The sequence below is a fragment of the Pseudoduganella aquatica genome (genome assembly GCF_020865585.1).
GTDB lineage: Bacteria > Pseudomonadota > Gammaproteobacteria > Burkholderiales > Burkholderiaceae_D > Rugamonas > Rugamonas aquatica_A.
In genome coordinates, this window is sequence record NZ_CP086370.1 from 3,456,187 (window position 1) to 3,471,439 (window position 15,253).

Genomic DNA, 15,253 nt, shown 5'->3' on the forward strand with positions numbered 1-15,253 from the left:
TCAGGTCATGCGTAGCTTTGCGACGGCCTTGAGCGGTTTTTCCAGCTGCTCAAGACCAGCTTCGGCCTCCGCAGACAGGTAGCCAAGCGAGAACGCCGCCGCCTGCGCCAGCTGACTATTTTCATACTGGAGTTCTGCCAGCAGCCGCGCGGCCACCGTCATGTCGTTCAACATGCCTAGCCTGTCCTGAAGCGCAGACAGCTTGTGTATATAGTTCGCGGCCTTTTCCCGGTCCAGAAGATCGCGGAAGAACTCTGCGCCGTAGCGCGCCTTCTTGGCTGCGATGCGCACGCGGTGAACCGCCGGGGCTTCGCGCGGCTCCAGCAACGCGATGCGTTTGCGTAGCCGCTTTTCCGCCTTTTTCAGCAGCGGTATGGCGCTGCGCGCAGCCTGTTTTTTCATGGCCACGCGGCCAGCCTCGGTCACGTCGTTCCGCCACTGTTTTTCCTGCATCCAGCTGTTCAGGCGCAGCATAAGCTTCTTGAAGCGGGGTGAGTCCAGTGTCCGCAGCATTGCGCGGTGCAGTTTGGCTGCTTTTGCGAGAGCCGTTTCGCTGAGTGCTGACGTATCAGCGCCGCGCACCCGCTTGAGGGTGGTGCCGGCCAGTACATCCCAGTCGCGTACCGGACCCAGTGCGGCGGCCAGCCAGTCCAGGCCCTTCTGAATATTCTGCGGTGCCGTGACCAGCGGCTCGAACATCTTCAGCAGCGCGCGCAAGCGGCGCAGCGCAACCCGCATCTGGTGCAAGCTTTCGGCATCCCTGGCCTGCACGCCGGCCATGTTAGCTTCCATTTGCGCCACGCAGCTCCGGCCCAGCGCGCTGAACGCGTCTGCCAGTGCCATCTTCTTTTTTAGCCTGACGGTTTCCATTGCTGGCCTCCACCGGTTTGAATTTCCACAATTCAGGACAAATGTTTTACAATCGGCCTGATTTCCGCCTCCCATCCCCGAGCCCCCATTGTCCGACCCCGCCGTTGAAAAAAGGTCCAGAAAAGCGCCGCAGGCAAATGCCTTGCTGGCTGCGGCCTGCCGCATCGTTGCGGCGGAAGGGCTGGCCGGCCTGACCTTGCGGCCCCTGGCCGAAGCGCTGGGCGTATCCGTAACAGTGCTCAGCAATCACTACGGTGCGCGTGCAGATATTATCGCCGCCATTTGCCGAGCGGCGCGCGAGCATGACGCGCAGCGCCTGGACCACTGGCGCAAGCTGCTGGCGGGTTTGGGCAGCCCGCCGCCGTCCATCGCAGCCGATATGGCGGAAGCCATACTCGACGACCTGGTCACGGAACAGCGCGCCATCTCCATGCTCTACCTGGAAATGCTGCATGCCTGCACCTGGGACGCGGCGCTGCGTCCCGCCTTCGAGCCCTGGGCTGAGGAGCGGCGCGCGTTCTGGCACGAGTTTGCCCGGAGGGCCGGGCTGGCCGGAGCCTTGGTGGAGTGCGCGTGGTGGCAAGGCTACGTTGTGGCGGAACTCGCCTACAGCGTGGCCCTGAACGCCGTCTCGTCCTACCGCATGCTGCGGCGGGTGTGCTTGCAACGGCTGTTCGCCGGCGGCCTTGCTGCCGCGCCGGACGAGGCGGGCGCCGTCCTGTTCGCGCTGCTGATCGAACAGATGCAGCCTGGAGGCGACAAGCTGGCCGCCGAATCCGGCACGGGCCAAACGCCCGCATGGATGGCGCTGGCCGCGCGCGCCTGCGGCATACGGCTGGCCGAACAGGGCGTCGGCGGGCTTACGCACCGGGCCATTGCGGCGGAAATCGGTGTGCCGCACACGACGCTGAGCTATCGTTTCCCCACGCAGTACGACCTCGTGATAGCGGGCCTGGAGTCCATCGCCGCGCACATCCTGCTGGCGGTGGATGCGGGCAGCCTGACGGAATTGCAGCGCTTGCGGATAGCGGGCGACGGCAAAAAGCTGGACCTGGCGCGCGCCAACTTCGCGGTGGCCATTGCCGCCGCGCGCATGCCCGATCTGAAAGACTACACGGCCAGCTTGCGCAGCCGGCGCGGCAACAACCTGGTGAAAGTGTTTGAACAGTACATGCCCGGCGCGCGCGGCATCGATGGCTTGTGCGCCCAGGTGATCTCGATGGGGCTGACCGGCTTGACCAATCTCGAGCCGCCGGGCGAGGCGTCCGAGAATTCGGTCGCCTCGGCCTTTGCAGCCACCGCGAAGTGGCTGCAGGCGGGAGCGGGCCAGCCTATTCCGGATAGGCCCACAGGTCAAGCGGCGCCGCGGCGCCGGAGGTGAGCAGGCGGAAGGCGGCCGGCGCGTAGTCACTGTCGGCTACCAGGAAGCCCTCGGACTGCGCAGGCAGGTCGCCGCAGCCGGCGGTGCTGAGCGAGAGCTTGAGCGTTTGCGGCAGTGCGCTGGCGGCGAGCTTGCCGGACAGCTTGCAGCTGGTGGCGCCCGCAACGATATCGCCGCTGGCGTTCACCGAAAATGCCGCCACGCCGCCTGCCGCCAGGCGGACGGTGTAGCTGCGCGCGATGGCTGCGGCATTGAGCACGTTCGACGGGATGGCGCTGCTGTTCAGCAGATCCAGCGCCGTATCGCTGGTGGCGGCAGGCGTCATTTTCCATTTGCCGTCCGTCTCGCGCTGGTACATGGCCGATGCCAGCTGGGTTCCTGCATTGAGCACCAGCAGGCGGCTGCCGTCTGCTGCCGCGTAGTATCTACCCGCAGTCGGGCTGGCGGCGTCGCCGGCGCTGACCGCGTACACGCCGGCAGGCAGCTCGGTCACCTTCACGGTGGGCGCATCATCGCCGCCGCTGCTGCAGGCGGCCAGCATCAGCGGCAGCAGGATCGGCAGCAGGCGCGCGGCGCCGGCGCGGGTGTAAGTCTTGTGCATCATGGCGCGCCTCATTGAGCAAACAGGTCACGCAGGCGCAGGCGCAGCCACTGCTGGCCGGCGGGACGCTGCTCGTAGCCCACCTGCATGGCGGTGACGGACACCTTGGTCTTGTAGACCAGCGCTTCATCCTCGGCCTGTTCGGCGGTGGCCGCGCCCGGAGCCGATCCGCTCAATCCCCATGGGGCCGCGCTGCTGAATTTGAGGTTGTAGGTGTCGTAGGTGCCCTGGCGCGAGAAGGCCCAAGGCGTGGTGGTGCTTGGCACATCGGGGAAGTTCACGTTCAGCGCAACGCCGGCCGGCAGCAGCGGCGAGGAGCCTGCCTTGGCCTGCAGCGCGGAGATCAGCTTGGTGGTGAGCTGCGCCACGGTGCGGGAGATGGGGCTGGCCAGGGTGGCGTTGTCGGTGGTGTTGGCGCCGGCGCTCAGGGCGATGGCCGGAATGCCGCGTCCCGCTGCGAATTGCGCATTGCCTATGGTGCCCGAATTGATCACCAGCTTGCCCACGTTCTGGCCTTCATTGGGGCCGGACAGCACAAGGTCCGGCGCCTTGCCCCAGCGTGCCTGCGCCAGCACGTCCAGGCCGTACATGGTGGACATGACCGGGGTGCCGTGCACGTAGTTGAAGTCGCCGCCGGTGTAGCCGGTCTTGGTGAACGGACCAACAGCGGGAGCGCCCAGCGGCGCGGCGCCGTTGTGGCAGCCGCCTTCGGCTTCGATCTGCGTCTTGTCGTTGTCGGGCACGATGTTGGTGGTGCTGTACATGACGATGGCCGAGCTGCGGCCGCTTTGTCCGGAGCAGGGCACCGAAACAATGACCGAATGCCCGGCGGCTTTCAGCTCGTCGTACAGGGCCTTCAGATTGCTGGTCAGGCCGTCGTCGTTGGTGAGCACGATGTTCAGGGCAAAAGCCGGGCTGGCGCACAGGGCCAGTCCTGCAGTCATCATCAAGCGGTAGTTCATGGATTTCCTCGGGTGTGATTGGAAACCGTGATGCTAGCGAATGTTTATGACTGCAATGTGACGCGTGTACGATCTATATGTGCCGTATTTGATGGCTTAAGTGCTTGAAAAAGACGGCTGTACGAACTTCTCCACGTGCCCGACAAACGCATCCGCCGCCAGCGGCTTGGCGAAGTAGTAGCCCTGCGCCACCTGGCAGCCCCAGCTCCGTATCAGCTCCAGCGACTCCGCCGTCTCCACGCCTTCGGCCACCACCTGGTACTGCAGCTCGGCGGCAAGGGCGATCAGCGAGCGGACGATGCGCTGGTCGCGCTCGCTGGTGTGCACATTGCGTATCAGCGACTGGTCCACCTTGACCACGGTGGCGGGCACGTTCTGGAGGTAGGAGAAATTGCTGTAGCCGGTGCCGAAGTCGTCCAGCGCCAAACTCATGCCCCCGGCGCGGATATCGTGCATGGCTTTCAGGATGGCCGGGCTTTCCATCCAGGTCCCTTCCGTGCATTCGATTTCAACGTAGCGCGGCTCCAGCCCGAATTCCAGGCAAGTGGCGAGCAAGCGTTCGCAGATGTCCACTTCCTCGAAGTTGTAGGCCGACAGGTTGATGGCGATCTTGATGGCGTGGCCTTGCCGGTGCCAGGCCGCCGTTTGCTTGATCGCTGTGCGCATGATCCAGCGGGTGAGGGGGCCGATCAGCGCGGTCTTTTCTATCAGCGGGATGAACTCCGCCGGCGACACAAAACCCAGCTCCGGATGCTGCCAGCGCAGCAGCGCTTCGGCCGCGTGGCAGGCGCCGGTGCGCACGTCGTGCTTGGGCTGGTAGACCAGGTGGAAGGCGTCGTCGGCCAGGCTGGACTGCACGCTGTTGAGCAGGCGGAAGGCGCGCTGCTGGCTGGCGTCCAGCTGCGAGTCGTAGGCGCTCCAGCGCTGGCGGCCGATCAGGGCCTGGTTCACGGCCGCCGAGGCTTTGCGCGGCGCATCGGTGGAGGATTGCGGACATAGCTTGAACTGCACGATGCCGCCAAAGCTGTCCAGGTTGAGCGGAAGGTTCAGGCCCAGCAGCGGCTCTTGCAGGGTGGCGTCCACGCTGTCCAGGAAGGCGATAAACGCCGCCGTGTCGCCATCTTTCGAGAGCAGGGCGAAGCGCGTGTCGGTCACGTGATACAGCGTGGCGCGGTGGCGGAACAGGGCGGACAATCTGCCTGCCACGCTGCGCACCACGTCGTCGTACACGGCGATGCCAAGCACGCTGGCGATTTCGAAGGCCTTGGCCGCATCCGGCATGTCGATATAGACCAGCACCCGTTCTTCGCCTTCGGCCACGCCGCATTGCTCGGTCAGGTCCACCTCCAGCTGGAATTTGTTGGCGATGCCGCTGACCGCGTCCACGTGGCCAACGGCGCGCCGCAGCTCGATGTGCGACATCACCAGCGCGGCCAGTCCTTGCAGCTTGTGGCGCTGCGACTCGCTGAGCTGGCGCGGCTGCTGGTCGATAATGCACAAGGCGCCAATGGCGAAGCCGTCGCGCGTGAGCATGGGCGCGCCGGCATAGAAGCGGATCCGGTCCGGACCGGTGACCATGGGGTTGTCGCGGAAGCGCGGATCTTCGTGCGTGTCCTCGATCACCAGCACGTCGGAGGCCTGGATGGTGTGGGTGCAGAAGGAATGCTCGCGCGAGTCGCCCGGTGTGCAGAAGCCGGTGCTGGCCTTGAGCCATTGGCGGTCGCGGTCGATGAGGGAGATGAAGGCTCCCGGCAGGCCGAATATGGTCATGGCCAGCCGCGTCACGCCGTCGAAATACTCATTGGTCTGGCTGTCCAGTATGCCCAGGCGTTCCAGCGCGGCCACGCGCTCCTGTTCCGAATTGGGCTTCCTCATGGAGAACTCGGGCGCCACTGCGGCGGCAAATTGTGCGGTCATTTTCTAAGCGAGTGTTGGTTTGTGTCTTCCTATGATATAGGCGGACACAAAAACTTGCTGCCGACCAAAAGAGAGAGCGCCCGCTAGTCTGCGCGCAGCGGTGCGAGCCGGGCGGCGAAATCGCGCAGGAAGTCCGCGCGCCAGCGGCTGATGCTCTTGGCGCCCTGGTGCGGACCTTCGCTCCACTGGGGATCCGGATCGTCGGTCCACCAGTTCGGGTAGCGCGCGGATGGCTGGCGGGCCAGCTCAGGCGCCGGCATGCGCGAGGTGAAGCCGCCGCCCTGGCCGTCCAGGCCTGGGTGGCTGCTGCGGATGCGGTAGCTCCAGGTCTTGGCTTCCTTGGGCGAGAACAGGAAGTGCCAGGCGCCGTCGCTGCCCAGGTGGCCGGGGAACTCCTGCTTGTCCACCAGCAGGCTGGCTTCGGCCTTGGCCGGCGCCGGGCCGTCGGGGCGGTAGACCAGTTCCATCACGGCGAAGGTTTCCACCACGTCCGCCGCTGTCGGTGGCCTGGTGAAGGTGACGCGCGGCCGGTCCCAGGCGCGGACGAAGCGTCCGCCCCAGCCGCCCGCGCCGGGCTGCTCCGGATTGGTCCCCAGCACGTAAGCCAGCGAAGGCGTGTCGCCCATCTTGATCTGCGGGGCGATGCCGTTGAAATAGGCGCCCAGCGCACCCGCGCCTTTGACGTGGCGCTCAACGAAGCCAGCGTTGCCCAGATCCCCCGACTGCTGGCCGCCGACAAACCAGCCGCGATAGGTGGAGTTGTTTTCGATGATCCACAGGTCCGGGTGCTCGCGGGCGATATAGTCGTAAGCCGCCAGCGACCACTTCTTGTTTGGCCCGCCTATCATGTAGACGCGCAGCTTGCTCTTGATGTCGGGCGCGTCGTGCAGCGCCTGGGCCAGGTCTTCAAAGCCGCCCCACAGCAGCACCCAGAGCGGGCGCGGGTCGTCGCGCCTGGCGCTGGCGATGATCCAGTTGGAGCCCTCGGTGGGCTGGTCCCAGCCGCGCGGGCTGGCCAGGTCGGTGCCGCCTTGCTTGGCGATGCTGCGCAGGCGTTCCGGGGTGGGGTAGCGTGCCGATACGGCGCGCAGCTTTGCATAGTCCTGCTCGTAGACGGAGATGAGTGTGAGCAGATGCCGCTTGCGGTTGCGCTCCTCGCCCCAGGGGGAGGCGATCAGGCCTTCCAGGTCCACGCTGTCGCTGTAGAGCAGCAGATGCACCAGCGACTGGAAGTCGTCGAAGTCCGTGCCGCCTATGTCGGTGGAGACGACCACGCGCGGGAGCGCATGCGGCGCCGGCGGCGGCGCGGCGTCCGCGCAAAGGGGCAGCGAGAGGGCGAGGGCGGCGAGGAGCTGGCGTCGGTTCATCGCTATGAGTATAGCTTCTTCCCCTTCTTGGCGGTGCTGCCGGCCGCGCCGAACAGCGCGGCCACCATGGGGTCTCGCCGGACCTGGCATTTGCTGTCCTTGAAGCGGTAGGGCTGGTCGTCCACCAGCCGGTGCACGCGGTAGCCGTCGCCGCTGACGGTGCAGACCAGTGTTGGTCCCGCGTAGTTGTGCGCGTCACATTCATCCATCTTGTCCTCCTGCAGTTGAGTCGCAAGCGTCATTGTGCGCATGCGCGGGGCGTCGCGCCATAGCTCGTCCGGCCTAGGCAGTAATTGGCGCGGCCGGAGCCGGACCATTTCCCAATTGTTGATTTACATCATGGCCCTGCGGTCAGCCCCGCGCCGACAATACCGCTGCCTGCCGATGCCTTGTGCCATGCGCGGCCTGGCGTACAGCGTTCGATGGCCGATCACAGGAGAATCAGCAAATGGATAGCAGCAAGAAGAACAGCATAGACAACGGCGAGGTGCAAGTGAGCCGGCGCGGCTTCCTCGGCAAGGGCGCAGCCCTGGGCCTGGCCGGCGCCGCCGTGGCGCTGGCGGGCTGCAAGGCGGAAGGCGGCAATGCCGGCACCGGTGCATCCACCGCAGCTGCCGCACCAGCCCACGCCCATGGCGGCTCCGAGGTGGCGCCGGGCCAGCTGGATGACTACTATGCCTTTATCAGCTCCGGCCACGCAGGCGAGGCGCGCGTGCTGGGCATGCCGTCCGGCCGCACGCTCAAGCGCATCCCGGTGTTCAATATGGACTGCATGGTGGGTTGGGGCATTACCAACGAATCCAAGGCCATCATGGGCACGCGCCCGGACGGCACCCTCAAATACACCACCGGCGACACCCACCACGTGCACGGCAGCTACCGTGACGGCACCTATGACGGCCGCTGGCTGTTCATCAACGACAAGCTGCATTCGCGCGTGGCCCGCATCCGCATGGACACGATGGAGTGCGACAAGATCACCGAACTGCCCAACGTCATGGGCATGCACGGCCTGTTCCCGGACAAGTGCGACCCGGTGGACAAGTCCGTCAATTACACCACGCGCGTGTTCTGCGGCGCCGAGTTCCATATTCCGCTGCCGAACGACGGCCACGATCTGGACGATCCCGCCAAATGGGGCGCGCTGTTCACCTGCGTCAGCGCCTCCACCATGGAAGTGATGTGGCAGTGCCGCGTGGACGGCAATATGGACCTGGTGGCCACGTCCTACGACGGCAAGTTCGCCGCATCCAACCAGTACAACACCGAGAACGCCGCCGACCTGGCGGGCATGATGGCCGCCGAGCGCGACGCCTGCGTGTTCTTCAACATCGAGCGCATCGAGCAGCAGGTCAAGGCGGGCAAGTTCACCACCATAGGCAGCTCCAAGGTGCCGGTGGTTGACGGCCGCCTGGCAGCCAACGGCGATCCGAAGACGGCGCTGACGTGCTATGTCCCGGTCGGCAAGAACCCGCACGGCGTGAACGCCAGCCCGGACGGCAAGTACTTCGTTTGCTCGGGCAAGCTGTCGCCCACCGCCACGGTGATCGACCTGGCGCGCGTGGCGCAGTGGTTCGGCGGCGCGCTCAAGGACGCGCGCGAAGCCGTGGTGGCGGAGCCGGAAATCGGCCTGGGCCCGCTGCACACCGCCTTCGACGGCAAGGGCAACGCCTACACCTCGCTGTTCCTGGACAGCCAGTGCGTGAAATGGAATGTGGACCAGGCCATTGCCCAGTTCAAGGGCGACAAGGCGGCCAAGGTCATCATCGAAAAGCTGGACGTGCACTACCAGCCGGGCCACAACTACAGCTCCATGGGGGAAACGCGCCAGGCGGACGGCAAATACCTCAACTCGGGCAACAAGTTCTCCAAGGACCGCTTCCTGCCTATCGGCCCGCTGCATGTGGAAACCGAGCAGCTGATCGACATCAGCGGCGCGGCCATGAAGCTGGTGGCGGACCACACGGCCTACTCCGAGCCGCACGACGGCATTATCGTCAAGCGCGAAGTGGTGAAAACACGGCAGATCTACACCATGACGGACTTCCCCAATGCGGTGACGGCGGAGACGGCGGGCGTGGAACGGCGCGGCAACAAGGTGCATGTGCGGCTGATGTCGCAGGCGCCGTCGTACAGCATGCCGGTGATTAAAGTGAAGAAGGGCGACGAGGTAACGCTGACGCTGACCAACCACGACAAGGTGGAAGATCTGACGCACGGCTGCGCGCTGCCGACCTATAACATCAACTTCATCGTCAATCCGCAGGAGACCAAGTCGGTCACCTTCAAGGCGGACCACGCGGGGGCGTTCTGGCTGTATTGCACGCACTTCTGCCATGCGCTGCACCTGGAGATGCGCAGCCGTTTCCTGGTCGAGGCTTGAACGATGCCCGTGCTGCGCCGCCTGTTCGCGCTGTTCCCGTTCCTGCTCCTGCTGCTGGCCGGGCCACTGTCCGCGCCGGCGCGCGCGGGCAGCTACGATGCGGAGCTGCCGGCTGCGCTGCTGCATGGCCCGGACCTGTGCGCGCATGCGGACTGCCGCGCCGTGCTGCCGCGGGCCAGCCGCTTCACGCAGCGCAAGGGATCGCCGCAATACGTGGAAGGCTATGCGCGCGCGGCGGACGGCAGCGAGCAGCTGGCGGGCTATGTGTTCCTGTCCACCGACGTGGTGGACATTCCAGCCTATTCCGGCAAGCCGGTGGTCACGCTGGTCGGCATGGACCGCAGCGGCGTGATCGCAGGCGTGCGCGTGCTCAAGCACTCGGAGCCCATCCTGCTGGCAGGCATACCGGAATCCGCGCTGCAGCGTTTCATTGCCCAGTATCCGGGCCGGCGCGCGGACGCGCGTTTCGAGATCGGCGGCGCTTCGGGGCTGGACGCGATCAGCGGCGCCACCGTGACAGCCATCGCGGAAAACCAGGTCATTGCGCGCAGCGCTTATGAAATAGGGCGGCAGGTGGGTATCTTCACCACCGCCGCGCGGCCGCCGGCCCGCTTTACCGCGCTGGACGAGCGGCTCGACTGGGCCGCGCTGGCGAAGGAGGGCAGCATTGCACGCCTGCGGGTGAGCGAGGCGGAGGCTGGTGCGTTGGCCAGCGGCCAGCCCTATGTCGATCTGCAGTTCGGCTATCTGAACGCGGCCAGCGTTGGTAACAGCGTGCTGGGCGAGGAGGGCTACCGCCAGCTGATTGCCGGGCTGGCGCAGGACGAACACGCGATCTTTATCGTGGCGCATGGCAGCGGCTCGTTCAAGGGCTCCGGCTTTGTACGCGGCGGCATTTATGACCGCGTCCAGCTGCGCCAGGACAGCCGCACCTACACCTTCCGCGATACCGACTACCTGAACCTGTACAGCGTGCGCGCCGCCGGTGCGCCCGCGTACCGGGAGTCGGCCATTTTCATCGTCCGCTCGGCGGACTTCAATCCGGCCTGGCCCTGGTCGCTCAGCTTGCTGGCGCACGGCGCGTCCGCAGGGGGCAAGGCGGGCGGCAAGGTGGATTTCAAGCGCTTCGAGCAGGAGTACTGGCTGCCGGCGCGTTATCTTGAGGGCGGCCATCCGCTGGTGGTGGAGGCACAACCCGCATGGCGGGCGATATGGGCGGCGCGCGTGCCGCAGCTGGCTGCCTTCTGTGCGCTGCTGGCCTTCACTGCCTTGCTGTATTCGCAGCGCGACCGGCTGGTGCGGGCGTCCACGCGGCAGCACAAGCCCTGGATCAGCGTGCCGCGCCTTGCGCTGTGGCTGGCCAGCGCGGGTTTCTTTGGCCTTTATCTGAAGGCGCAGCCCAGCATCACGCAGGTGCTGACCTGGGTGCATTCCATCCTTTACCAGTGGAAGTGGGAGCTGTTCCTGTCGGACCCGTTCATCTTCCTGTTCTGGTGCTTCATCGCGGTGACGGTGCTGGTGTGGGGACGGGGCTTGTTCTGCGGCTGGCTGTGTCCATTCGGCTCCCTGCAGCACCTGGCGCTGAAGCTGGGCAAGCTGGTTGGGCTCGGCCGCTACCAGAAGCTGCTGCCCAAACGCCTGCATGACCGATTGAAGTGGCTCAAGTATGGCGTGTTCTTTACGCTGCTGGCGGTATCGCTGTGGTCGATGGAGAACGCCGAGCTGCTTGCGGAGGTGGAGCCGTTCAAGACCACCTTCCTGGTGGGGATCTGGCAGCGCAGCTGGCCTTACGGTTTGTTTGTGGGCGCCATACTGGGCCTGGCCATGTTCAGCGAGCGGCCGTACTGCAAATACCTGTGCCCTTTGGGCGCGGGGCTGGCGCTGCCGGGGCGCTTCCGGCTGCTTGGCTTGAAACGCAAGGCGGAATGCACTTCCTGCAAGGCCTGCGCGGCAGGCTGCGGCTCGCACGCCATCGACGCGCAAGGGCGCATCGACCAGACGGAATGCATGCTTTGCCTGGACTGCATGGTGATGTACTACGACGACCACGCCTGTCCGCCGCTGGTGCGCGAACGCAAGCAGCGCGAGAAGGCGGGGCTGGCGCTCAGCCGCATAGACGCGGGCGGCCATTTCATTCCGCTGGACAGCCTGCGCGCCAGCCTGCCTGCGCGCAGGAGCGAGCCATGAGGCGCGCACGTGTGGACAACTCGGCTGCGGCTGCGCTGCGGGCAATGGCCTGTCTGCTGATGGCGGCGTGCGCTCCGGTCTGGGGCGCGGTCATCAGCGTGGGGCCGGGCATGGCGCTGGCCGACGCTGTGGCAGCCGCCGCGCCGGGCGATACGGTGCGGGTTCTGGGCGGCCGCCATCCCGGCCATCTGCTAATTAACAAGCCCCTGACGCTGGAGGGCGTCGGTAAGCCCGTCATCAGCGCAGGCGGCAGCGGCGACGCGGTACGCATCACCGCCAGCGGCGTCACCCTCACCGGTTTCGTCGTGCGCGACAGCGGCGCCGACCTCACGGCGCAGAACGCGGGCATCTACGTGGCGCCGGGGGCGCACCGCGTGACCGTGGCCGACTGCGACATCATCTACAACCTGTTCGGCATCTGGCTTGAACGCTCGGACGACGCGCGCCTGTTGCGCAACCTCGTCGTCGGCCGGCCCGATCTGCAATCGGCCGCGCGCGGCAACGGCATCCAGGTCTACAACACGCGCGGCGTGCAAGTCATCGGCAACCGCATTAGCCACGCGCGCGACGGCATCTATGTGGACGTCTCGCGCGACGCGCTATTCCGGGGCAATGAGATCCACCACGTCCGCTACGGAACCCACTATATGAACACCAACCACAGCACCTGGGAAGGCAACAAGGTGCATGACAACCGTGGCGGCCTGGCCCTGATGGAAGTGCGCAACCTGGTGGTGCGCCGCAACCAGGCCTGGCGCAACGCGGACCACGGCATCATGCTGCGCACCATCCAGGACTCCGTCATTGAAGACAATGTCGTGGCGGGCAACGGGCGCGGCCTGTTCATCTACGACGCCGAATACAACGTGGTGCGCCGCAATCTGGTGGTGGGCAACCAGACCGGCGTGCACCTGTCGGCTGGCTCCTCCAACAACGCGGTGGACGGCAACGACTTCATCGGCAACCAGGAGCAAGTGCGCTTCGTGGCCGCGCGCGACACCGAATGGGGCCGCAGCGCCGGCAACTACTGGAGCAACTACAGCGGCTGGGACCAGGACGGCGACGGCGTGGGCGACTTCCCCTACGAAGCGAACGACCTGGTTGACCGGCTCGCCTGGCAATACCCATTGATGCAGCTGCTGTCGGCCAGCCCCGCCTTGCGCACCTTGCGCTACGCCGCGCGCCAGTTTCCCGTGCTGCGCGCGCCCAGCGTGGTGGACAGGCGGCCCCGTATGCAACCCCAACATCCCGACTGGAGAGACTGGAATGCCAAATTTTCCCGATGACGCCGCCGATCCGGTGCAACTGCTAGACGTGCGCCGCAAGTTCGGCCCAGTGCAGGCGCTGGACGGCGTGTCGCTGACGGTGCGGCGCGGCGAACTGTTTGGCCTCATCGGCCACAACGGCGCCGGCAAGAGCACGCTGTTCAAAATGATGCTGGGCCTGATCCAGCCTAGTGGCGGCATGCTGCGTGTGCTCGGTGCGGATACGCGCAGCGCAGCCTTCCGCAACGCCCGCACGCGCATAGGCTACCTGCCCGAGAACTTCGTCACCTACGAAAACCTGAGCGGCCTGGAAGTACTCTACCTGTTCGCGGACCTGAAGAACGCGCCGCGCCGCGGCTGCGCCGCGCTGCTGGAGCGTGTGGGCCTGGGTGACGCCGCAGGGCGCCGCGTGCATGGCTATTCCAAGGGCATGCGCCAGCGACTCGGCCTGGCGCAGGCGCTGCTGGGCGAACCCCGGCTGCTGTTCCTGGACGAGCCGACCAATGGCCTGGACCCTGCCGGTATCGCGGACTTCTACGCCATCCTGCACGAGCTGCGCGGGCGCGGTGCCACCATCGTCATCACCTCGCACATCCTGGCCGAGATCCAGCAGCGCGTGGACCGCCTGGCCATCCTGCAAGGCGGCCGCCTGGCCGCGCTGGGTACGCTGGGAGAACTGCGCGAACGCCAGCCGCTGCCGCTGCGCATCGCCGCCACGCTGCGGCCCGGCCTGCCGGCGTGCACGCTGGACAGCCTGCGCAGCCTGGGCCTGGTGCTGGAGATGAACGAGGCCACATTGGACGCGAAACTTCCGCCGGGCGCGGGCCGCGCCACCATCGCCTGTCCGCCGGAGCGCAAGATGCAGCTGCTGGCCGCACTGGCGCCGGTGGCGTCCGGACTGGATATCCAGGAACCCACGCTGGAGCAGCTGTTCCTCGGTTACGGAGACGCGCATGCCCAGGCGCATTGAATGGCGGCTGGTGCGCGTGCTGGCCGCCAAGGAATGGCGCGACCGGCTGCGCAACCGCTGGGTGCTGGCGGTGGCGGCCCTGTTTGCGCTGTTTGCGCTCGCCATTGCCTATTTCGGCGCGGCGCAGCAGGGCGCGGTGGGCTTCCGCAGCCTGGACGCCACGCTGGCCAGCCTTGCCAGCCTGGTGGTCTACCTGGTGCCGCTGATCGCGCTGCTGCTGGGCTACGACGCGGTGGTGGGCGAACGCGAACGCGGCGCGCTGGATCTGCTGCTGTCGATGCCGGTCAGCCGTTTCGAGGTCTTGCTGGGCAAGTACCTCGGGCTGGGCGCGGCGCTGACTGGCGCCACTGCGCTCGGCTTCGGCGCCGGCTTGCTGCCGCTGGCCAGCCAGCTAACTGTCAGCGAGGGCTGGCGCTACGCCGCCTTCGTCGCTTCCGCCATCGCCATGGGATGGGCTTTTCTCAGCATCGCGCTGCTGGTGTCGGTGCTGGCCAGCGACCGCGTGCGCGCCAGCGGCGTCGCGCTGGCGCTGTGGTTCTTCTTTGTGCTGGTGTACGACTTGCTGCTGATGGGCGCCCTGGTGCTCAGCCAGGGCAGCATGGCCAACAGCGCGTTTGCCGCGCTGCTGATGCTCAATCCAGCCGACGTATTCCGCCTCTACACCGCCGGCGCCGGCATGGGCGGGCTGTCTGCAGTGCTGCCGCCTGGCTGGACCACAGGCGCGGCGCTGCCGGCCGTGATGCTGGCCTGGATGGCGCTGCCTTTTCTATTTGCTTACAGGAGATTCAAATGAACCAAGACTATTCAAGCGCCACGCGCGCGACCAGGCGCAAGCTGCGCCTGCGCTGGTCCGGCTGGGCCGCAACGCTGCTGCTGGCCGCCTGCGGGCAGGCCGTCACCAAGCTGGCCGCCCTGGAACCCGACTCGAACGCGGCCTGCGCGCTGGACGGCATGGTGCTGAAGGACTTCCCGTCATCGAAGGCGCAGATCCGCTATGAAGACGGCAAGACCGACTATTTCTGCGATGTGATGGAACTGTTCAGCATGGTGCTGATGCCGGACCAGCGCCGTCCCGTGGCCGGCCTGTACGTGCAGGACATGGCCCGCGCAGTATGGGACCGGCCCATGGGCCACTGGATACCCGCGCAGCATGCGTGGTATGTGGCGGGCAGCCGCCGCGCCGGTTCCATGGGGCCGACCATCGTGCCCTTCGGCACAGCCGAAACAGCGCGCGCCTTCGCCGCCGCTGAAGGCGGCAGGGTGCTGCGCTTCGACCAGGTAGACAGCAGCCAGCTGCGCATGGCCGGAGCCGGCGCGCACGGCATGGACCACGGCGCCGCCCACTGAATA

At 66.4% G+C, this 15,253-nt stretch carries 13 protein-coding genes; 7 read left to right on the forward strand and 6 right to left on the reverse strand.

All coding sequences use genetic code 11. From position 1 onward, the window contains the following. Complete coding sequence (locus KT882_RS15455; protein ID WP_228892424.1) at nucleotides 1–870, reverse strand: CHAD domain-containing protein; 870 nt, start codon at nucleotides 868–870, stop codon at nucleotides 1–3. Between the two features lie 142 nt (nucleotides 871–1,012). Between KT882_RS15455 and KT882_RS15460 the strand changes: the two genes are divergently transcribed. Beyond that, nucleotides 1,013–2,251 (forward strand): TetR family transcriptional regulator, encoded by a 1,239-nt coding sequence (locus tag KT882_RS15460; RefSeq protein WP_228892425.1) that lies wholly within the window; start codon nucleotides 1,013–1,015, stop codon nucleotides 2,249–2,251. On the opposite strand, the gene KT882_RS15465 is transcribed toward KT882_RS15460, so the two are convergent. From KT882_RS15465 to KT882_RS15485, 5 genes are all read right to left on the reverse strand, one after another. Next, nucleotides 2,202–2,855, reverse strand: coding sequence for a hypothetical protein (locus tag KT882_RS15465; RefSeq protein ID WP_228892426.1), 654 nt, complete (start codon nucleotides 2,853–2,855; stop codon nucleotides 2,202–2,204). The genes KT882_RS15460 and KT882_RS15465 overlap by 50 nt on opposite strands. 8 nt (nucleotides 2,856–2,863) lie before the next feature. Beyond that, complete coding sequence (surE, locus tag KT882_RS15470) at nucleotides 2,864–3,814, reverse strand: 5'/3'-nucleotidase SurE (RefSeq protein ID WP_161074466.1); 951 nt, start codon at nucleotides 3,812–3,814, stop codon at nucleotides 2,864–2,866. Between the two features lie 96 nt (nucleotides 3,815–3,910). Then, entirely contained in the window at nucleotides 3,911–5,731 is a 1,821-nt protein-coding gene (locus KT882_RS15475) for a sensor domain-containing phosphodiesterase (RefSeq protein WP_228892427.1), read from the reverse strand. Nucleotides 5,732–5,814: 83 nt separating this feature from the next. Then, nucleotides 5,815–7,098 (reverse strand): DUF1593 domain-containing protein, encoded by a 1,284-nt coding sequence (locus tag KT882_RS15480; protein ID WP_161074465.1) that lies wholly within the window; start codon nucleotides 7,096–7,098, stop codon nucleotides 5,815–5,817. Between the two features lie 2 nt (nucleotides 7,099–7,100). Beyond that, on the reverse strand, nucleotides 7,101–7,307 hold the full coding sequence (locus KT882_RS15485; RefSeq protein ID WP_161074464.1) for a hypothetical protein: 207 nt from the start codon (nucleotides 7,305–7,307) through the stop codon (nucleotides 7,101–7,103). Between the two features lie 239 nt (nucleotides 7,308–7,546). On the opposite strand from KT882_RS15485, the gene nosZ reads away from it, so the two are divergent. From nosZ to KT882_RS15515, 6 genes are read left to right on the forward strand one after another with little or no spacing between them, the layout of a single operon-like run. After that, nucleotides 7,547–9,481 carry a TAT-dependent nitrous-oxide reductase gene (nosZ, locus tag KT882_RS15490; RefSeq protein WP_161074463.1) on the forward strand — a complete coding sequence of 645 codons (1,935 nt, stop codon included), beginning with the start codon at nucleotides 7,547–7,549 and terminating at the stop codon, nucleotides 9,479–9,481. Nucleotides 9,482–9,502: 21 nt separating this feature from the next. Then, the gene (locus KT882_RS15495) at nucleotides 9,503–11,668 is read left to right on the forward strand and encodes a 4Fe-4S binding protein (RefSeq protein WP_407682049.1); all 2,166 of its coding nucleotides are present in this window, start codon (nucleotides 9,503–9,505) and stop codon (nucleotides 11,666–11,668) included. Beyond that, a complete protein-coding gene (locus KT882_RS15500; protein WP_228892429.1) occupies nucleotides 11,665–12,954 on the forward strand; it encodes a nitrous oxide reductase family maturation protein NosD in 1,290 nt (429 codons plus the stop codon). The genes KT882_RS15495 and KT882_RS15500 overlap by 4 nt, the downstream gene beginning before the upstream one ends. Beyond that, nucleotides 12,935–13,903: an ABC transporter ATP-binding protein gene (locus KT882_RS15505; RefSeq protein WP_228892430.1), complete on the forward strand. Its 969-nt coding sequence runs from the start codon at nucleotides 12,935–12,937 to the stop codon at nucleotides 13,901–13,903. The genes KT882_RS15500 and KT882_RS15505 overlap by 20 nt, the downstream gene beginning before the upstream one ends. Beyond that, a complete protein-coding gene (locus tag KT882_RS15510) occupies nucleotides 13,887–14,696 on the forward strand; it encodes an ABC transporter permease (protein WP_187358813.1) in 810 nt (269 codons plus the stop codon). Before KT882_RS15505 ends, KT882_RS15510 begins: the two co-directional genes overlap by 17 nt. Further along, entirely contained in the window at nucleotides 14,693–15,250 is a 558-nt protein-coding gene (locus KT882_RS15515; protein WP_161074460.1) for a nitrous oxide reductase accessory protein NosL, read from the forward strand. Before KT882_RS15510 ends, KT882_RS15515 begins: the two co-directional genes overlap by 4 nt. The last annotated feature ends 3 nt before the right edge of the window (nucleotides 15,251–15,253 follow it).